This window comes from uncultured Winogradskyella sp. (assembly GCF_947498005.1).
Taxonomy (GTDB): domain Bacteria; phylum Bacteroidota; class Bacteroidia; order Flavobacteriales; family Flavobacteriaceae; genus Winogradskyella.
The window spans coordinates 496,731-518,962 of the sequence record NZ_CANMIW010000002.1 but is presented as its reverse complement, the minus strand read 5'-3'; the positions used below and the strand labels follow the sequence as shown (position 1 = coordinate 518,962).

Below are 22,232 nucleotides of genomic sequence, written 5' to 3'. Positions count from 1 at the left end.
TCATCTCATTTTTTATCATAAATACTATACCTTATATTTACATAGCTAAGTGTTGAAATAATACAATCCGTAATTCAACACTTTATTCTCAATCAATAACCTAAAATTAAATCTTGACCAATACAATTCTAAATCTTATAGGAAGAAAAAACGAGTTATTTAATGATGACTTAAAAGTTCTTAATGATGAATTAAAAGCAATTGTTACAAAATCAAAGTTTCTAATTCTAGGAGGTGCAGGAACTATTGGTCAAGCGGTTACAAAAGAAATATTTAAACGAAATCCGCTTAAGCTGCACGTGGTAGATCTAAGTGAAAATAACCTAGTAGAATTAGTTAGAGATATTAGAAGTTCTCTCGGTTACATCAATGGCGATTTTAAAACATTTGCTTTAGACATTGGTTCCGTTCCTTATGACGCATTTATTGAGTCAGATGGAAATTACGACTATGTACTCAATTTATCTGCACTAAAACACGTTAGAAATGAAGAAGATCCCTTCACACTTATGCGAATGTTAGATGTTAATATTTTCAATACGGAAAAAACCATTCAACAATCAATAGATAAAGGTGTCAACAAATACTTTTGTGTTTCTACAGATAAAGCTACTGATCCTGTAAATATGATGGGAGCTTCTAAACGTATTATGGAATTATTTTTGTCGCAAAAAAGTAAAGACATAAGTATTTCTTCTGCTCGTTTTGCAAATGTTGCATTTTCCGATGGGTCATTACTACACAGTTTTGAACAGCGTATTACAAAACAGCAACCCATTGTAGCACCTAATGATATTCAGCGTTATTTTATAACACCAGAAGAATCAGGTCAACTTTGCTTAATAGCTTGCATTTTCGGCAGAAATAATGAAATATTGATTCCAAAATTAAGCGAAACACTAAAACCTGTTCGTTTTGATGAGATTGCTGTAAATTTTATTGAGTCACAAGGTTACAAACCATATTTATGTTCAACTGAAGAAGAAGCCAGAAAATTGGCTAAAACCTTACCTAAACAAGGTAAATGGCCTTGCCTATTCACAACTACTAATACTACTGGAGAAAAAGAAATGGAAGCTTTTTTTACTACTACAGAAACCGTAGAAAATAACCGATTTAAATCCATTGGCATTATAAAAAATCAAGCATTAGGTAATAATGATAAAAACCTCAAAGAATTTGCGCATTCTATAAACCAACTGAGAGAAAAAAAGTCTTGGAATAAGACCGATTTAAGTCGTATAATTCATAATTTATTACCGAACTTTAACCACCTTGAAACGGAAACATATTTAGATCATAAAATGTAATGAATGCATAATAAAATTGATGTTGTAATAATGGCTGGTGGAAAAGGAAACCGTTTAAAACCATTGACGGAACATACACCTAAAGCACTTTTAAAAGTTGGTAATAAATCAATTATTGAATACAATATAGATTTGCTTCTGTCTTATGGTGTTCAATCAATTAACATATCTGTACATCATCTTTGCGATACTGTAATTTCATATTTTAAGGACAATAGTAAAATTGAAATTAATTTTATTAAAGAGGAGAAACCTTTAGGTACAATAGGTGCGTTAAAACTATTTGATGCTTATAAAACAGATAATATATTAGTAATGAATGCCGATCTACTTACTAATTTAAACGTAGAACAATTGGTAAATAATTTTCTATTGAATGAGGCAGATGCTTCAATTGCCACTGTGCCATTTCAAATTAGCCTTCCACATGATATCGTTGAAAAGGAAAAAGGAAAAGTTACTCGCCTAAAGGAGAAACATTCAATTGCTTATAATTTAAATGCGGGAATATACATGTTTAAAAAAGCATGTTTAAAATACATTCCTCAAGACTCCTTTTTTAATGCTACAGATTTAATAAATGCTTTAATTGATGACGGCAAGAAAATTATAAGCTATCCAATTAGAGAATATTGGTTAGATATTGGTCAGCATGAAGATTACAAGAAAGCCCAAGAAGCTGTAAAACATATTAAATTTTAGAGACTTTAAGTTATATCTAATTTTAAATCTTTTATACTCCTAATGTTTTAAAAAGCTCAGTTTTCATTTTAAAAGATTAGCCTTGTGTCGTATCTTTGCACAGCTAAAAAAACGGTATTTTTTTCAATTAATTTGAAGAACTTCTGTTGATTCAATTATCATATGAACCATAAACAAGCTTTAAAACACAATATTTTTAAATACATCACACAATCTGCTGAAGAATTACAAGTAGATAGTTACGTCATTGGTGGTTTTGTGCGCGATTATTTACTAGAACGTGGCGATGCTAAAGACATCGATGTGGTTGCTGTTGGTAGCGGAATTGAATTAGCTAAACAAGTGGCTAAAAACTTACCTAACCAACCTAAAGTTCAGGTTTTTAAAACCTACGGAACAGCAATGTTACGTTACGATGATATTGAAATAGAATTTGTTGGTGCACGTAAGGAGAGTTATAATGAAGATAGCAGGAATCCTATTGTTGAAAACGGAACACTAGCTGACGATCAAAACCGAAGAGACTTTACTATTAACGCTTTAGCACTAAGTTTAAATGAAAACAATTTTGGTGAGTTATTAGACCCTTTTAATGGTCTTAACGATTTAGACAAAGGCATAATTCGCACACCTTTAGATGCAAATATTACATATAGTGATGATCCGCTAAGAATGATGCGTGCCATAAGATTTGCAACCCAATTAAATTTTAAAATTGAAGATGCTTCGCTTAAAGCCATCTCTGATAATAAGGAGCGTATTAAGATTATTACTAAAGAACGTATTGTAGTTGAACTCCATAAAATTCTTGAAAGTAAAACACCTTCTATTGGTTTTATTCATTTAGAAAAAACAGGCCTTTTAAAATATATTCTTCCAGAATTAACAGCTTTAAAAGGTATTGACGAGATTGAAGGTCAAAGACACAAAGACAATTTCTATCACACTTTAGAAGTTGTAGATAATATCGCAAAAACTACGGACAACCTATGGTTGCGGTGGGCAGCTTTATTACATGATATAGGAAAAGCACCAACTAAAAAGTTTCATAAAAAAGTGGGTTGGACGTTTCATGCGCATGAATTTGTAGGCTCTAAAATGGTTTACAAATTATTTAAGCGTTTAAAAATGCCATTAAATGACAAGATGAAATTTGTTCAGAAAATGGTGTTTATGAGTTCTAGACCAATTGTTTTAGCATCAGATGTTACAGATTCCGCTGTAAGACGTTTGGTTTTTGATGCTGGCGATTATGTAGAAGATTTAATGACACTTTGTGAAGCAGATATCACAACTAAGAATCCAAAAAAATTCAAAAAATATCATAATAATTTTCAGAAGGTTAGAGATAAAATTGTTGAAGTAGAAGAACGAGATCAGGTACGTAATTTTCAACCACCAGTTACAGGTGAAGAAATTATGAAAACATTCAACTTAAAACCTTCAAGAGAAATAGGATTAATTAAAGAAGCGATAAAAGAAGCTATTCTGGAAGGCGAAATTCCTAACGATCATGAAGCTGCTTTTGATTTAATGTTGAAAAAAGGAAAACAATTAGGACTTGAAACATCTTAAAAGATGATAAAATTTGTTAGATCAAATTCAGAAGACAATGACTTTAAATTTTTAGTTAAGCAACTTGATGCGTATTTAAAAATTACCGATGGCGATGAGCATGAATTTTATAATCAGTTTAATTCTATAAAATCACTAAATCATGTTGTTATTGCCTACTTAGACGGAAAACCTTCTGGATGTGGTGCTTTTAAACATTTTAATGATAATAGTGTTGAAGTTAAACGAATGTTTACAACTATTAAAACAAGAGAAAAAGCCATTGCTACTAGAGTTTTAACTGAATTAGAATGCTGGGCTAATGAATTAAATTATTCTTCATGCATACTAGAAACAGGAGTGCGTCAAAAAGAAGCAATTCAGTTTTATAAAAAAAATGATTATCAAATTATCGCAAACTATGGTCAATATAAAGGTGTTGAAAATAGTTTGTGCTTTGAGAAAAAAATAAAAAGATGAAAAAAGAGAACAAGGCTGTCATCTATTGGCTACTCACAGGTTGCATTTTAATCTTCGTTATGGTTGTTGTTGGAGGCATCACTAGGTTAACACATTCAGGATTATCTATTTCTAACTATAAATTAATTTCTGGTACTATTCCTCCAATGAATGAGGTAGAATGGAATGAAGCCTTTGAGCTTTATAAACAATATCCAGAATATCAGAAACTTAATAATCATTTCACAATTGAAGAATTTAAAGATATCTATTTCTGGGAATGGATTCACAGAGTGATTGGTCGTTTTATTGGCTTGGTCTTCTTTATTCCGTTTGTATATTTCTTAATTAAAAAACGCCTTTCTAAATCAACGGTAAAAAAAGCTACAATTCTTTTAATAATGGGAGGGTTTCAAGGCTTTTTGGGTTGGTACATGGTAAAATCTGGTTTGGTAGATAGACCAGACGTTAGTCATTATAGATTAGCAGCGCATTTAACCACAGCATTTTTAACCTTTGCTTATACATTTTGGGTCGCTTTAGATTTAATATTTCCTGATAAAAAAATCATTGATAGAAAACTACGAAATTTTATAAGAATTAGTTTAGTTGTACTAGTTATTCAAATTATATACGGAGCTTTTGTTGCTGGTTTAGATGCAGGATGGATTCATAATCATTGGCCATTAATGAATGAAGGCAAATGGATACACGAAACCGTTTTTATAGAACAAAACCCAACGTACCTCAACTTTTTTGAAGGTAAAAGTGGTGTTCAATTTGTACATAGAACCTTGGCCTATATTGTAGCAATTTTAATACTTGTAATTTGGTATAAAGGAAACAGAATCGCAACAACACCAAACCAAAAAAGAGGAATGAATGCACTTTTAATTATGGTTGGTATTCAATTTTCTTTAGGTGTTTTAACTCTTATTTTGGCTGTACCAGTTTGGCTAGGTGTTTTACATCAGGTTGGTGCATTCATTTTGTTAAGTGCTATGATATTTACTTTACATCGTTTTAGTAAATAAATATTTTTCAAGTTATACAAAACTAAATAGTTGAACCACTTTAACTGCAATAAATCAATTCTAAAAAAAGCTTAAATTGTTAGTGACAATTCACAAAATAAGTGTCTTATATTTTTAACAAAGCTGCAATAGAATTTGGGATTTAGTTCTTGCTATTTAGAAATAGGAAACCCTATCTTTGCAAAATAATTTTTCAACAATGATTTACAGATTTAGAATTATCCTAGATAATGATACCGAAGATGATGTGTTTCGCGATATTGAGATTCGTGAAACTGACACTATGGAAGATTTGCATAATGTAATTACACAATCTTTTGGGTTTGATGGTATGGAAATGGCTTCTTTTTATATGAGTGATGAAGAGTGGAATCAAGGCGAAGAAATATCTATGATGGATATGAGTGAAGCCGGCAATGAAGTAAAAATGATGAGTACTACTATCATTAAAGACATGATTCACGAAGCATCTACACGCTTAATCTACTTATACGATTTTATGAATATGTGGACATTTTATGTAGAATTAGGTGAAATTGTTGAGGAGGCAGAAGGAACTGATTATCCTAACCTAATGTACGTGCATGGACAAATACCAGATGAAGCTCCAGAAAAAACTTTTGAAGCCGAAGAAGACGATGATATTTACGGTGATTTTGAAGACGATATAGATATGGATGACTATGACAATCTAAATTTTGATGAAAATTGGAACTAGTCAATTACTTATCATTTATAAAAATAAAAAGTATGCCTCAGATAGATATTTGAGGCATACTTTTTTTTTTGTATCTAACTTAACGTAAACCAACACCTTCATAATTTCGTTTTACAAAATCGAGAGCGTGTTTTAGAATTTCTCCCATATTCTTACTTCTTTTAAAATTGACATCGTGAGTATAATTAAAGATCTGTCCTTTAATCATATCGATATGCTTTTCAATTGAAATTTCATCATTCTCCATACAATCTAGCAATCGCCTTAATCGGTTTTTATAACTAATCATTCGTTTTGCCACAATAGAACGTTCTTCAATTTTATATTGGTCTACTGATTCTTTTTGAATCTTTTCTTTTACCAATTCTACCATTTTAAAATTCTCTTTAAAGAACTGTGGTCTGTATATTTTTAAATTTCCTTCATAAGATTGCTGATCAAAATCTATAGCTCTAATTCTGAAGACAACTTGATCAAAATCATGAATAGGTACAAAGACATAATTGTAAGAACGCATATCTCCCAATAGCCTAATCATACAACGTTCATTAAATTTTACGAATTCTTTTGCTATCTGAGATTTCTCTGAAGAACTACAATCTGGCAACATGTTTTTTATAAATTCATCTCCTGGAATTCCCGCTATGTGTTCTTCTATTAAAGTTTCTTTACAGACTAAAAAGTTTAAACTGTGTGGCGAGAGCATATGCTCTAATTCTAAGCCATAAATACGTGATGCATCTGCTGTTTTAATATAGAAATACGTATAGTTATCATTTAAAATATTTCTCACTTTTACTCTAAAGGGCTTTGAATTCCCGAAGGTGCAAAAATCAATAGCATCTACACTTAAATATTTTAAAATTCCTTCGCTACCATCAGATACTAAGCTAGAATAAACACGCTTAAGACTTAAGTCAATTTCATCACGTTCAAAATCATTATAATAAACACGAACCCAAAGTGTATCCTCATCATTTTTATCATAAACCACAATAGAACCTTGAAACCTCAGTAAATCATCGTAGTAAATTGGCAAATTTATATTTCTTCTATAATGCGTTAAATACGAATCGAGTTTAGAAGAAATTGGGTAGCATGGTTTCTTTTTCGATATTTTTAAATCTTCATTCATTTTCTAAATTTAAGGGTTTTCTGTAAAATATTGTAACAAATAAAAGCTTCATTCGTCTTACGTACATAACCAATCAATATCTTATAGTTTTTTGTCTCATTTCAGAGGATTATAGGTATTTTAAAACCAATCATTTTGGAACCAATCCTTACAATTAATAATCTCACAAAGAAATTTGGCTATTTAACAGCTGTAAAAGACTTAAGTTTTACAATAAACAAAGGCAATGTATACGGTATTTTAGGACCTAATGGAAGTGGAAAATCAACCACTTTAGGTATCGTATTAAACGTAGTCAATAAAACTCAAGGCGAATTTCACTGGTTTGATGGGAATATTTCAACACACGATGCATTAAAACAAGTTGGAGCCATTATTGAGCGACCTAACTTTTACCCTTATATGTCTGCGGAACAAAACCTAAAATTAGTTTGCCGTATTAAAGGTGTTGATTATAGTAAAATTGACGAAAAATTAGATGTTGTAGGTTTACTCGACAGAAAAACGCACAAGTTTAAAACTTATTCTTTAGGTATGAAGCAACGTTTAGCTATTGCTTCTGCTCTACTCAATGATCCTGAAATTTTAATTTTAGATGAACCAACAAATGGTTTAGATCCTCAAGGTATACATCAAATTCGTCAAATTATAAAAGATATTGCTGCTGATGGAACTACAATTTTACTGGCATCGCATTTATTAGATGAAGTAGAAAAAGTATGTTCTCATGTGGTTGTTTTAAGAAAAGGAGAAAAATTATATTCTGGTCGTGTAGACGAAATGATTAATAGTCATGGCTTCTTTGAATTAAAAACTGAAAAACACCAAGAATTAGTCTCAATTTTAAATGCACATCCAAATATTGAAAAAGTAAAGGAGGAAGGCGAGTTAATAACTGCATTTTTAAACCAGCCTATGTCAGCTTCAGATTTCAACAAATTAATGTTTGATAAAGGTATTTTGCTATCTCATCTTGTGAAAAGAAAAGAAAGTTTAGAAGAGCAATTTTTACAATTAACAGACAGTCAAGAAAATTAACCCATAATTATTTTATCACCTCATTGACCACTGCATGTTTCACAGAATAAGTTAAGGTTAAAATGAGAATAATTAAAAACCACCACTAATAAACCAATCAAACCATATGTTACGTCTTATACAACTCGAATTACAAAAACTTTGGCTAAATAGAGCTAGTAAAGTTTTAATTATAATTTCATTTATATTACCATTTACGGTACTTATACTTTCGTCTATAAAAATTAATTTCTTTGGTTTCTTTACTTTAGAGCTAGGTGAACTTGGGATTTTTAATTTTCCTATTATTTGGCATATAACAACCTTTTTTGCTGCCCAATTTAAATTCTTCTTTGCGATTGTTGTTGTCAGTATGATTGGTAATGAATACAGTAACAAAACTCTAAAACAAAACTTAATTGATGGCTTAAGTAAAAAGGAATTTATCCTTTCTAAATTCTATACCATTGTATTTTTCTCTGTTTGCGCAACCATACTTATTGGATTAGCGACTTACTTTATTGGTTTATACTATTCAAGTTACACAGAAGCATCCATTGTATTTAGAGAAGTAGAATTTTTACTTGCTTATTTTGTAAAACTAGTTGGTTTCTTTAGCTTGTGTTTATTTTTAGGCATGTTAGTAAAACGTTCTGCATTTGCATTAGGATTTTTATTCTTGTTATTCATTACTGAAAGTATATCTTATGGCTTAATGAAATGGAAGTTAACAGATTCTATAGCAGATAGTATTTATAATTTTATGCCATTGCAATCCATGTGGAATCTTATCAACCAACCTATTCAGCGCATTGCCATGACCAAATTCCCTGAAAAAACGGACATGATGTATGACTACGCTGTGCATTGGTATGAGATTGCTATTGTATTAGGTTGGACAGCCATTTTTGTCTTTTTATCGTATCGATTATTAAAAAAGAGAGATTTGTAATAGCTTTAACAGTGTTGCATTACAATGTTTCAATGTTAAAAATTAGGAGTTTATTAGTTCTAGTTGTTATATTGTATGCGTTATACTAATTGAATTGCTAATTAGTATAAATTACAGGTTAAGCTCTTATGAAAAAGATCTATTTAGTTTTTATTTTTATAATTACTAGTGTCCCATTATTTGCTCAAAATGAAGCGTCATTTTGGTATTTTGGGCAATATGGTGGCTTGCAATTTAATGCTGAAAACGGATCTGTAACTGCATTAACTAATGGACAAATAAACACCTTAGAAGGTTGTACCTCAATCTCTGATGCTGAAGGTAATTTGCAATTCTATTCTGATGGAAGAACCGTTTGGAACAGTAATCATCAAGTCATGTCTAATGGTAATTATGCATTAGGCACAGGACTTTTAGGTGATCCTTCAAGCACATCTTCTGGTCTTATTGTTCCAAAACCAGAGGATCCAACAAAATATTATTTGTTTACGGTAGATGAGCCTCACCACGATAATGCAAGTGCATATCCTAATCAATTTGTTGGCACATATGATCAAGGTGGTACAGTGCCTGGACAGGACGACGGCTTTAATAACGGGTTTAACTATTCCTTAATAGACATGTCACTAAATGGTGGATTGGGTGATGTAGATGCGATAGAAAAAAACATACATTTAGTTACTTATGATCCTGCATCAACTTTGGAAATCCAATACAAATGCTCTGAAAAAATTACGGCGGTTAGAGCAGAAGATTGTACGTCGTTTTGGGTAATTACCCATTTTGGAGATAAGTTTTATTCCTTTAGAGTAGATGTCAATGGTGTAAATACAACACCTGTTATATCTACAGTTGGTCCTAATATACCTATTGAAGGTTACAGACGAAACTCTTTAGGTTACTTAAAAGCTTCACCAGATGGATCAAAAGTAATTGCGGCAAATTTTGGTAGAGCAACCATTGCTGCAGGAAATGCACCTGGAAGTGTAGACTTATTTGATTTTAATAACGAAACTGGTGTTATCTCTAACCATATTGAACTCTATGGACCTCAAAACAATAATAGTCCTTATGGTGTAGAATTTTCTGCTGAAAACAGAAAAGTATATGCAACTATAAGCGAAGGCGCTGGTGGTGCAGGTACAAGTCACGTAATGCAATGGGATTTAGAAAGTTCTGATATTATAAATTCTATGCAGATCATTCATTCTTCAACTCAAATGACTGCAGGTGCGTTGCAGTTGGGAATTGATAGACGCATTTATAGAGCACAACTTAGTTATACTGGCAATGATAATATTTCAGATTATTTAGGTGTTATTTCAAATCCAGAAGCAGACGCTACAGATGTCAATTATAATCAACAAGGCGTTTTACTCGATATTTTAGGTTCAAACGTCAATAAAAGTAGAATTGGCTTACCTCCTTTTATTCAATCTTTATTTAATTCTGAAATAGATATCATTCAAAATGGTATTAGTACTACAGAATTAAAACTATGCACCAATGACTCTTACACTTTACAGGCGGAAGATATCGCTGGCGCAGATTATTATTGGTCTTTTAATGACGTGGCTTTAACTGAAACCACTTCGCAATTATTTGTGGACACACCTGGTTATTACGAAGTATATATTGAACCTAACAATGGAAATTGCCCAATTGAAGGGAGTGCTGTTGTTGGTATTTTTGATATTCCTGTGGCTAATTCCCTCACTGATATCGATGTTTGTGATAATTCTACTAATGATGGATTTCAAGATTTTAATTTTATAGACAAAGATTCTGAAGCGTTATTAAACCAAGATCCTACAATTTATAATGTGCAATATTTTGCATCTATAGATGACGCCAATTCTGGAGAGAATAGACTAACTTTTCCTTATAGTAATACTGCCAATCCACAAACGATTTTTGTACGTGTGGAAAATACAGAGAATCCAAATTGCTATGATATTAACTCTTTTACTGTTGAGGTATTTAGTAATCCGGAATTTTCAGAATTAAATGACATTGTAATTTGTGATAATCTAAACGATCCAATTGATGGTATTGGCACTGTGAATTTTCAAGATTTAATGCCTTCAATATTTGGAGAACAAGATGTTGCTGATACTATAATTTCATTTCACACTTCACAAGACGACGCTGACTCTAACGCTTCTGCATTACCTGTTAATTATAGTAATACAACAGCTTTTGAAGAAGAAATTTATGTAAGAATAGAAAATAGTCAGAATGAAGATTGTTATATTACATTAAGCTTCTTGTTGCAGGTAAATCCTATTCCTGTAGCAAATAATATTTCTATTATCCAATGTGATGAAGATGGAATTCCTGAAGGTTACACCCTAATCAATTTAAATAATCATTTAGACGAAATCACAAACAATATTCAAGGTTCTATTGTTTCGTTCTACGTATCTCAATCCGACGCATTAAACCAAGAAAATGCTATAAATGCAGATGCCTTTGAGAATTACTATAATCCGCAAACGATATACACCAGAGTAACTAATACAGAATCTGATTGTATAAATTTCAGTGAAATAACTTTAGAAGTAAGCACAACATCTACTCTTAATACAAGCTTAGAACTTTGTGATTCTGATGGCACAGAAGATGGATTTATGACCTTTAATTTATCTGAAGCTAGTGATGCTGTATTGCTTCAAACAACTTCTGATGTTAATTTGACCTATTACGAAACCTATGAAAATGCCTTGTTAGAAATTAATCCACTGAATAATTCTTTTACAAATACAATAGCTTTTAATCAAACCATATTTGGTCGTGTAGAAAATAATAACAATTGTTATGGAATTAGTGAAATTGACCTAACCGTTTTTAGTTTACCAAATATTGAAACAGAATTTGAAACGATATATTGCGTCAATACTTTTCCTGATACCATTGTTTTAAATGGCGGAATTCAAGACGATTTACCAAACAACTATTATTATCTGTGGTCAACAGGAGAAACGACTTCCGAGATTGAAATTAATGAAGCAGGTAATTATTCAGTTAGAGTCACTAATACAAATGGTTGTTATAAAGATAGAACGATAACTGTTTTACCATCAATAGATGCCTCTATTACAAATATTGAAGTTACAGACGCAACACAAAACAATACTATTACTGTTTTTGTAAGTGGTTCAGGCGATTATGAATACGCTTTAAATAATGAATTAGGACCATACCAAGATAGTAGCACTTTTGAAAACGTCTTACCAGGCTTACATACCATCTACGTAAGAGACAAAAACGATTGTGGTATTACCGAAGAATTAATTTCAGTAATTGGTTTTCCTAAATTTTTCACACCAAATAATGATACCATTAACGATTACTGGCAGGTTTATGGTATTACAGAACAGTTTCAATCAAATTCAATTATATATATCTTTGACAGATACGGAAAACTCCTAAAAGAACTAGATCCATTAAGTCCTGGTTGGGACGGTAATTACAATGGTTTTAAAATGCCAGCAAGTGATTATTGGTTTAAAGTTACATTAGAAGATGGCCGTGTTTTCAGAAATCATTTCACATTAAAACGATGACCCAAAATTTTACCACTTTTTTTAAATCTACACTAACTATTACCATAACGTTCATTTTCAACTTTATGGTATTTGCACAGCAACCAAACGATTGCCAATTTGCCGTAACGGTTTGCGGAAATTCTGACTTTACTTTAGACGTTAATGGCTCAGGCACGCAAGAACTGAATAGCTCAAACTCATGTTCCGGACAAGAAAACAATAGTATTTGGTTGAAGGTTAATATTGCTACAGATGGTACATTGGCGTTTACATTGACACCAGGTAGCAGTAGTATAAATGAAGATTATGACTTCTTTATTTTTGGGCCAAATGCAAGTTGTGGTAGTATAGGACAAGCAATTCGTTGCTCTACAACTAATCCTGCTGCGGCAAACCAAGGCAATAATCTTACAGGATTAAATACTACAGATCCTGCTACCAATGAAGGACCTGGTGCTGATGGTGATAGTTTTGTGAGCGCAATAGATGCTCTTGCTGGTGAAAGCTATTTTATTGTTATTGATAGACCGATCGGAAATAGTCCCTTTTCTATAAATTGGACAGGGACAGCAACCTTTCCTGAAGGTCCATCAAATCCGTTATTGTCTAACCCTAATTCTACTATTTTACCTAACATAAATATTTGCGATGATCTTGCACCTTACGACGATACTATTAGAGAATTTGATTTAAGTCAACTATCGCAAGATATAATTAATGGTGAGGGAGATGTTTCTGTGAGTTATCATTTATCTGAAAGTGATGCTAACATTAATGCAGATGCATTAAGTGATGTATTTAATAACACGTCTAGTAGTCAAGATATTTATGTAAGGATAGAAAATACAACCACAGACTGCTTTATCATTAACAATTTTACGTTGAATGTAACGGCATTAACAAACTTTAACCAGCCTAACGATTACGAAATTTGTGACAATGACACAGATGGCAATGATCAAAATGGACTAGCTACTTTTGATTTTAATAACGTAAGCCAAGAAATTATTGAAGGAATTAATAATATTAATTATGATATTAGCTATTATTCATCTCAAGCTAATGCCGAATCATTAACCTCTCCTCTACCGCTCATTTACACAAATACTGCACCTGGATCTACAGAAATATTTGCAAGAATTGAAGACTTAGATCTTGGATGCATAGGATTTACCTCATTTAATGCTACTGTATTGGCGAAACCAATTGCAAATGACGTTTCGCTTATTCAGTGTGATGAAGACGGAATTCCAGAAGGCTATACCATTTTCAATTTGACCGAAGCTGCTGTAGATATTACTAATAACATTTCTGAAACTACAATTGAATTTTACCTATCTCAAGTAGATGCAGAAAATCAAAATGATCCTATAGATGGAACTTCATTTGAGAATTTTTTCAATCCTCAAATAGTATATGCAAGGGTAACTAATACTAACAGTGGCTGTGTAAATTTTAGTGAAATATCGTTGGAAGTAAGTACAACTTCATCCAATAACGCCAGTATAGAACTATGCGACACAGATGGCTTAGAGGACGGTTTTATGGAATTTGATTTAGATACTATTAATAACGATGTTTTAGCAGGTATACCATCTGACTTAATCTTAACCTATTATGAAACATATCTAGATGCCTTAATTGAGACCAACCCTTTAAATAATTTATATACCAATACTGTAGCTTACAATCAAACCATTTATGCACGTGTAGAAAACTCAAATGCTTGTTACGGTATAAGTGAAATTGAGCTTTCGGTTTATGAGTTACCGAATATAGAAATATCAGATGAAAGAATTTATTGCGAAAATCTTGCGCCATCAACTACAACCTTAACTGGTGGAGTAATCAATGATATCCCGAATAACTACAGCTATTTATGGTCAACAGGTGAAACAACTACTGAAATTGAAGTAGATGCTCCAGGAACGTACACTGTGAGTGTTACAAATTCATTTGGATGCTCCAAGGATAGAACAATAACTGTGGTAGCTTCAAATATTGCTACAATAACCAGTATTGAGGTTGAAGATGGTTTACAGAATAACACTATTACAATTTTAGCAAGTGGTAATGGTGGAAATTATGAATATGCCTTAAACGATATTAACGGTCCTTACCAAAACTCTAATATTTTTAACAATGTGCTTGCTGGTCTTTACACTGTTTATGTTAGAGATAAAAATAATTGTGGTATCGCAGATCAACTAGTTTCAGTTATTGGTTTTCCAAAATTTTTCACACCAAATAACGATACTGAAAACGATTTTTGGCAAGTCAGTGGTGTATCAACTCAATTTCAATCGAATTCTGATATTTTTATCTTTGATCGCTATGGGAAACTTATAAAAAAACTAGATCCATTGAGTGCAGGTTGGGATGGCACCTATAATGGTGCTCAATTACCAACTAATGATTATTGGTTTAAAGTTAAACTTGAAGACGGAAGAACTTTAACAGGACACTTTACTTTAAAACGCTAAAGCCTATCAAATATCTAAAATATAAAGAATACACCATCTTGAATAAATGCAACTTAATATTAATTTACTTATTAATTGGTGCAACACTACCATTAATGGCGCAAGATATTTCTTTGTATCAGCAATTTAATGGAAGATATGATTACACTGCCATTGGCAATACTATGAATACTGAAGAAAATGGATTGGGAACCTCCTGCTCAATTCTTACCTCATCTTCCGCTAATTTTAATCTAGAGAGTGATCAAACTATAGTTGCAGCCTATTTATATTGGGCAGGTTCGGGACTTGGAGATTTAGACATTTCATTAAATGGAATTGCTATAAGTGCAGAGCGCTCGTTTGAAGATTCATTAGATCCAAACCGCGTATTTTTTGCCGCATTTGCAGATGTCACCTCCATTATCTCAACTCAAGGAAATACAGAATATACAGTTTCAGATTTTGATTTAAACAGTGTCATCTCAACGTACTGTCCTACAGGAACGAATTTTGGTGGTTGGGCAATTACTATTATTTACGAAGATCTAAGCTTACCTCTTAATCAGTTAAATGTATATGATGGATTACAAAGTGTACCTACCTTTTTAAATATAAATTTAGACAACCTGAATGTACTAGATAATGAAAATGCAAAAATAGGATTTGTTGCTTGGGAAGGTGATAGTGGGATTTCTGTAAACGAACAACTTACTATTAATGGTAGTGTAATAAGTAACTTCCCATTAAATCCTGCAAATAATGCTTTCAACGGTACAAACTCATTTACAGGAGCTTCAAATCTATATAATATGGATATTGATGTATATAATATTCAAAATAATATAAATATTGGTGATACGTCTGCAACTATTCAGCTAACCTCTGGTCAAGATTTTGTTATGATTAATAACATAATTACTGTGTTGAATAGTCAATTACCTGATGCAACATTAACAACTGAAGACTATATTGTGAATTGTGGTAACAACACCATTGAGCTGAATTATACCGTTTATAACAACAATAGTACAGCCACTTTGCCAGCCAATACACCAATTGCATTTTATTACAACGATATACTTTTAGGACAAAGCGAAACCCAGAATATTATAGCAATAAACGGAAGTGAAAGTAATTCTGTTTTATTAACACTTCCTGATGATATTGATTCTAGTGTTACAGTGGTCGCCATTGTTGATGATGATGGTACAATGAATGGTATAATTACAGAAACAAATGAAGATAATAACATAACTACATTTAATGTTGATTTACTTTTAATACCCGAAATAACAACCCTTCCATTACTTATTGGTTGTAATGAAGGCTTTGAAACCTCATCTTATAATTTATACGATGCTTTTTTAGGGATAGACTATGAAGAAAGCGATCTCTCATTTTTTACTACGCTCGAGGATTTAGAAGCCAACATGCTTCCTATTTTAATCCCGTCAGATTATACTAATAGTTTTAATCCCGAAACTATTTATGCGCGTATGTACAGTCCTCCTTGTTATGAAATTTTTCAATTCAACCTAACCACAGAAAATTGTCCTCCTTATATTCCGCAGGGATTTTCACCAAATAATGACACACATAATGATTGGTTTAATATTCAAGGGTTATATGATATTTTCACTGAACACGAATTGCAAATCTATAACCGTTACGGCGATTTAATTTTTGAAGGAAATAATTCAAAACCTTGGTTCGGCAAAATAAATAGAGGGCTTAATAATATCGGAAGTATTGTGCCTGTTGGTACATATTATTATATCTTAAATTTAAATGACTCAAATTTTCAACCAATGATGGGTTGGGTTTACGTAAATTATTAAAACTGTTAAAATTTTAGGTCGTTCACCTTATTTTTTTGGAATTAAGTATATGTTATTATACTTTTAAACACGTCAGTATGAATTCAATACTATTTCCCTCTTCATTTTTTTAACTTCCCTCTTGATTTTGATTGAAATATAATTAGCATTGTTAGATATTTCTCACAAAAAAAATTAAACAAAAAATTATCAATTCTATTTTAGATCCTAATTTTTGTAGTTTGATTCTCTCATTTAAGTCATAAAATCGTGAAAAATGTTAACATTTAACGTATTTCAACGTATTTTTTTGTATTTCATCTTTTTTAGTTCTACTTTTCGGCCATAATAAAGAACGTGTATCAGTCGACCCCAAATCACTCTACACCAGAACTTTTAAACTTAACCGAAACTAAATGACTTATTTAAATCGCTCCCTCTGCTTATTTATGGGCTTAATTTGTGGCATTTCATTTGCACAACAAGTTACCGTAGATAATTCAGTTTCACCACAAGACTTAATACAAAACACACTAATACAAGGTTGTGTAGAAGTCTCAAACATTTCGTCACCTTCAAACGGAACATCTATCGGTATAGGTAGTTACGGTTACTTTGAAAAAGGCGCGTCCGATTTCCCCTTTGAAAACGGAATAGTGTTAACCACAGGTAATGCCAATGCTGCTGGAAACGGACAGAATAATGACATCTTAAACGATGGCGACGAGACCTGGCTTACTGATAGTGATCTCGAAACAGCCTTAGGTATTTCTGGTACAGTCAATGCTACTTCCATTGAGTTTGATTTCATTTCCATATCCAACCAAATTCAGTTTAATTACATCTTAGCATCCGAAGAGTATTTTGGAAACTTTCCATGTGAATATTCAGATGGATTCGCATTTTTAATAAGACAAAGTGGAACGAGCGATCCTTACACCAATATTGCGTTGGTGCCTGGTACATCAATACCAGTTAATACCAATACTGTACACGATGACATTGTTGGTTTCTGTGATGCTTCAAACGAAGAATATTTTGAAGGCTACAATTTGGGAGATACAAATTATAACGGAAGAACAACAGTACTTTCTGCAACTGCGGCAATACAACCTAATGTGCAATACCAAATAAAATTAGTTATTGCTGATCAAACAGATAAAAATTACGATTCGGCTGTATTTATAGAAGGTAACAGTTTTGATGCTTCAGTCGATTTAGGAGACGATATTACAACCTGTGCAAATAGTGCAGTTTTAAATGGAAATATTCAAAATACTAATGCGACATATTCTTGGTTTTTAAACAATGTTGAAATTCCAGCAGAAAATCAATCAACTTTAACAGCTATTGCTTCTGGTAACTATAGAGTTGAAATTTCATTACCTCTAGCAGGCAGTTCTTGTGTAATTGAGGATGATATTAATATTACCCTAAATTCTACGCAAACATCAGAGCCTATTACAGATTTTGCTTTATGTGATGATATTAGTAATGACGGTGTAGAAACTTTTGATTTAACTACAAAAGACGCAGAAGTTATAGATTCAGTTCCTGCCTCTACCTATGCAATTTCTTATCACTATTCTGATACAGATGCTATTAGCAATGCCAATGCCATAAATAGTCCGATTCAAAATATTGGAAATCCACATACAATTTATGTAAGAATTGAAGATACGGTTAATGGTTGTTTAGCTTATTCATCTTTTGATTTAATTGTTAATTCTAAACCAATTATCACTAATCCTACGCCTTTAGAAATATGCGACGACCAATCAGGTAATGGTACTACAGCAATGGATTTAAATGCATTAAAAGATTCTGAAATCACTTTATCTCAAGACAACCTTATTGTTACTTACCATAGTTCTGCTAGTGATGCATCAGCAGGTGTCAACGCTTATCCTATGCCATATACCAACACTAATCCAACAGAACAGTTATTTGTTAGTGTACAAAATTCTGAAACCGGTTGTATTAGTACTACAACTTTAGATATTTCTGTTTTAGAAAGCCCTGTACTGAATATGGAACCTCACTATATTGATGCTTGTGATTCCGATCACGATGGTTTTGCAGATTTTGATTTAACATCAATAATCCCTGAAGTTCTCGAAGGACTAACTGATGTATCGGTTACATTTCATGAAACTCAAGAAGATGCTGATACTGGAGATAACCCTATATTAAATGATGCCAATTACCAAAACAGCAATATTGACGAGCAAGTTGTTTATATCAGAGTGGTTAGTGACAATTCTAATTGTTACTCGGTGGCTCCAATAGAAATACATACCAACCTATTACTTACAGGTACAGAAATTGATGACATCACTCTATGTGATTTTGCAGACGATGGTACTGAAGACTTTCATTTTAATGACATTACTATAAATTTCGTAAATAATATTGAAGGTGTTACTGTTCATTATTTTGAAACTGAAACTCAAAGAGATAATGATGTTAATGAAATTAACCCAGACATACCATACGCTAACCAGAGTAATCCTCAAACGATATTTATAATCTTGAGAAAAGATGGCTGTGAGGAAGTTTCTGAATTTGATTTAATATTAAATCAAATTCAAACCTTTGATTCTATCGTAAGTACAACCGTTTGTGATGAAGATCAAGATGGCTTTACTACAACAGACTTGTCTACACTAGATGATGCCGTAACAGATGGTCAAGAAGGTTTTAACGTTAGTTATTACCCAACAGAACAAGATGCAGAAGATAACACCAATGTATTACCAAATTTTTATACTAATACAACAAATCCTTTTACCTTATATCCTAGAATAACTTCGGGAGAAACAGGTTGTTACGACACAAACTCCTTTGAAGTTACTGTTTTACCTGCTCCTGAAAGTGAAACACCAGATCAAATAATTATTTGTGATGCAGATAGAGATGGTTTTTCTGTAATTAATTTAAATAATAGTATTCCTACTTCTATATTAGCAACACCTAACAGAAGTGTTACTTTTCATAACACATTATCTGACGCTCAATTAGACGAAAATGCTATATCTAGTGTATCTAACTATAATGCACAAACTGAAATCGTTTTAATGCGTGTTGAAAACACAAATACGGGTTGTTACGCAATCGAAGAATTAGATGTTATCGTTAATACATTGCCATTTGTTGGTGATTTAAGTAACTACGTCAATGAGCTTACTTTTTGTGAAGATAACTCAGATGGTTTTGGTGAATTCATTTTTGAAAACAAAGATGAAGAAGCATTAAGTGGACAAACCGGTAAAGACGTTAGTTACTACATTAACCAAGCCGATGCTGATAATAAAACAAATGCTATAGATAAAACGAGTATCTACGAAAACGTAACAAATCCACAAGAAATATACGTAAGAATTGATAACACTACAGATGAGTCTTGTTATACAACGTCTTCATTCACTATTGAAGTTGGTACAAATCCTATATATAATGAACCAACAAACCTACTTGTCTGTGATGATAGTGTGGTAGATGGTTCTACAATGTTTGATTTTACCGATAAAATAACAGAGGTTTCTGCAGGCATTCCAGATATTCAAACTGTAAAGTTCTTTACATCTGAAGAGGATGCTGTAAATGATGTTAATGAAATTCCACTTCAATTTCAAAATACAGTAAATCCACAGCAAATTTATGTTCAAATAGATAATGGTACAATCTGTCAGTCTGTTACATCATTTGTTATAAATGTAATTAGAACGCCGGATGTTGCACCTGCAGATCCATTAATTGAATGTGATGATGATACAGACGGAACACTTCAATTTGATTTAACTTTTGCTCAATCAAACGTATTAGATGTAAGACAAGAAGATTTAGAATTCAGCTTTTTTGAAAACTTTGAAGATTCAGAAGCTAATATTAATGAAATTTCAAATCCTGAAAATTATACAAACACTTCAAATCCGCAAACGGTTTATATGACTGTAACTAACACCATTTCTAATTGTTATGTTACAACACCAATTGAACTAATTGTTAATCAGCCACCATTAATAAATGATTTCCAAGTATTTGATGTTTGTGCTAACGATGATCAGTTAGTAGATTTAACCGAAATTAACACAGTTGCTAGAGATACAAATTTCAATGTTATATTTAGTTATTTTGACAACGAAGCAGATGCCATAGCAAATACAAATGCTTTGGATACAAATTATACATATCAAACTAATTTTGATACGTTATTTGTGAGAACTGAATATAGCACAACGCACTGTTCTACATATTACGAGTTCAATATTAATGTAAATCCACTGCCAACAGCGGGTCAGCCAAATGACTTGGAAGCTTGTGATGATGATTTTGATGGTATTTTAGAATTTGATCTTTCTCAACAAAATTCTAGTGTTTTAGGTGGAAATAATTCTAATTCATTTAGTATTACATACCATAATTCCGAACTTAAGGCAAATGAAAAGACTTCGCCTTTAGAGCTTAATTATATGGCTTTTGATAACGAAGTTATTTATGCACGTTTAGAGAATAATAGTACAGGTTGCTACGATATTACTAGTTTTACTGCTATTGTTCATCCATTGCCATTAGTTGATATTGGAGATCAAGTCATTTGTTTAGAAAGCGGTCCATTATTGGTTTCTGCAAATACAAATGTTGCTACAGATACATATTTATGGTCAACGGGAGAAGTTACACCAGAAATAGAAATAACAGATGTTGGAAACTACTCCGTAGAAGTAACAACACAATTTGGATGTGTATACACTGAATATTTTGGTGTGTCTGAATCAGAAACTGCAACAATAGAAACAACAGAAGTCGTTGATTTCTCTGATCCAAACAATATTACAGTTACAATAAGTGGTATTGGTGACTATTTGTATCAATTAGATGATTATGAACCTCAAGAATCTAATCATTTCGAAAATGTAGCTATGGGTTACCATACAGTAACGATAATAGATTTAAACGGTTGTGCAAATGTTACTAAAGAAGTACTAGTTGTAGATATACCAAAGTTTTTTACACCAAATGCTGATGGCTCTAATGATGCATGGCATATTGTTGGGATTGAAACATTACTAGGTACCACTATAGACATTTTTGATCGCTATGGTAAGCTTATAAAACAATTAAATTCTAGTTCTCCTGGTTGGGACGGCTATTATAATGGAAACAAAATGCCAACTAGTGATTATTGGTTTATAGCACATGTACAACAAGGCTCAATTGCCTTTGATGTAAAAGGTCATTTCACTTTAAAACGTTAAGAAAACCATTACGTTAATAAGTCGCTAAGCGTGCTATTAATTTAAGTAAACAATTATACAAACCCTCTAAAACAGAGGGTTTTTTTAGGTCTTATCCTAATTAATTCACAGCAATAAATGTTTTCCATAAAACTTACTTAAACAAGTTATTATATTATTGCCCAGGAAAAACGATATATTAGAATATTAAATGTAATCGCTCATTTTACGTTACATCGATAACAAACGATGTTTAACATCTTTTTGCATATCAAAAGTTGCAA

General features: G+C 32.1%; 13 protein-coding genes. 12 read left to right on the top strand and 1 reads right to left on the bottom strand.

The window, feature by feature from the left end; translation table 11 throughout:
- Nucleotides 1–113 precede the first annotated feature (113 nt).
- From Q0891_RS05620 to Q0891_RS05595, 6 genes are all read left to right on the top strand, one after another.
- The gene (locus Q0891_RS05620; protein ID WP_299099577.1) at nt 114–1,310 is read left to right on the top strand and encodes a UDP-N-acetylglucosamine 4,6-dehydratase; all 1,197 of its coding nucleotides are present in this window, start codon (nt 114–116) and stop codon (nt 1,308–1,310) included.
- A gap of 3 nt (nt 1,311–1,313) precedes the next feature.
- Nucleotides 1,314–2,012 carry a sugar phosphate nucleotidyltransferase gene (locus tag Q0891_RS05615; protein ID WP_299099575.1) on the top strand — a complete coding sequence of 233 codons (699 nt, stop codon included), beginning with the start codon at nt 1,314–1,316 and terminating at the stop codon, nt 2,010–2,012.
- Between the two features lie 162 nt (nt 2,013–2,174).
- Nucleotides 2,175–3,587 carry an HD domain-containing protein gene (locus Q0891_RS05610; protein ID WP_299099573.1) on the top strand — a complete coding sequence of 471 codons (1,413 nt, stop codon included), beginning with the start codon at nt 2,175–2,177 and terminating at the stop codon, nt 3,585–3,587.
- A 3-nt stretch (nt 3,588–3,590) separates the two neighbouring features.
- Nucleotides 3,591–4,046 carry a GNAT family N-acetyltransferase gene (locus Q0891_RS05605; protein WP_299099572.1) on the top strand — a complete coding sequence of 152 codons (456 nt, stop codon included), beginning with the start codon at nt 3,591–3,593 and terminating at the stop codon, nt 4,044–4,046.
- The gene (locus Q0891_RS05600) at nt 4,043–5,059 is read left to right on the top strand and encodes a COX15/CtaA family protein (protein ID WP_299099570.1); all 1,017 of its coding nucleotides are present in this window, start codon (nt 4,043–4,045) and stop codon (nt 5,057–5,059) included. The genes Q0891_RS05605 and Q0891_RS05600 overlap by 4 nt, the downstream gene beginning before the upstream one ends.
- Nucleotides 5,060–5,258: 199 nt before the next feature.
- The gene (locus Q0891_RS05595) at nt 5,259–5,777 is read left to right on the top strand and encodes a hypothetical protein (protein ID WP_299099568.1); all 519 of its coding nucleotides are present in this window, start codon (nt 5,259–5,261) and stop codon (nt 5,775–5,777) included.
- Nucleotides 5,778–5,856: 79 nt separating this feature from the next.
- On the opposite strand, the gene Q0891_RS05590 is transcribed toward Q0891_RS05595, so the two are convergent.
- Complete coding sequence (locus Q0891_RS05590; RefSeq protein ID WP_299099566.1) at nt 5,857–6,912, bottom strand: hypothetical protein; 1,056 nt, start codon at nt 6,910–6,912, stop codon at nt 5,857–5,859.
- A 135-nt stretch (nt 6,913–7,047) separates the two neighbouring features.
- On the opposite strand from Q0891_RS05590, the gene Q0891_RS05585 reads away from it, so the two are divergent.
- The 6 genes from Q0891_RS05585 to Q0891_RS05560 all read left to right on the top strand — a co-directional run bounded on the left by Q0891_RS05585 (nt 7,048) and on the right by Q0891_RS05560 (nt 21,969).
- Complete coding sequence (locus Q0891_RS05585) at nt 7,048–7,950, top strand: ABC transporter ATP-binding protein (protein ID WP_299099564.1); 903 nt, start codon at nt 7,048–7,050, stop codon at nt 7,948–7,950.
- Nucleotides 7,951–8,056: 106 nt separating this feature from the next.
- Nucleotides 8,057–8,881 carry an ABC transporter permease subunit gene (locus Q0891_RS05580; RefSeq protein ID WP_299099562.1) on the top strand — a complete coding sequence of 275 codons (825 nt, stop codon included), beginning with the start codon at nt 8,057–8,059 and terminating at the stop codon, nt 8,879–8,881.
- A gap of 128 nt (nt 8,882–9,009) precedes the next feature.
- Nucleotides 9,010–12,447: a T9SS type B sorting domain-containing protein gene (locus Q0891_RS05575; protein WP_299099560.1), complete on the top strand. Its 3,438-nt coding sequence runs from the start codon at nt 9,010–9,012 to the stop codon at nt 12,445–12,447.
- Nucleotides 12,444–14,912, top strand: coding sequence for a T9SS type B sorting domain-containing protein (locus Q0891_RS05570; RefSeq protein WP_299099558.1), 2,469 nt, complete (start codon nt 12,444–12,446; stop codon nt 14,910–14,912). The genes Q0891_RS05575 and Q0891_RS05570 overlap by 4 nt, the downstream gene beginning before the upstream one ends.
- Nucleotides 14,913–15,007: 95 nt before the next feature.
- Complete coding sequence (locus tag Q0891_RS05565; protein WP_299099556.1) at nt 15,008–16,732, top strand: gliding motility-associated C-terminal domain-containing protein; 1,725 nt, start codon at nt 15,008–15,010, stop codon at nt 16,730–16,732.
- A gap of 395 nt (nt 16,733–17,127) precedes the next feature.
- Nucleotides 17,128–21,969, top strand: a complete 4,842-nt coding sequence (locus Q0891_RS05560) for a T9SS type B sorting domain-containing protein (RefSeq protein WP_299099554.1) — start codon at nt 17,128–17,130, stop codon at nt 21,967–21,969.
- Nucleotides 21,970–22,232 lie beyond the last annotated feature (263 nt).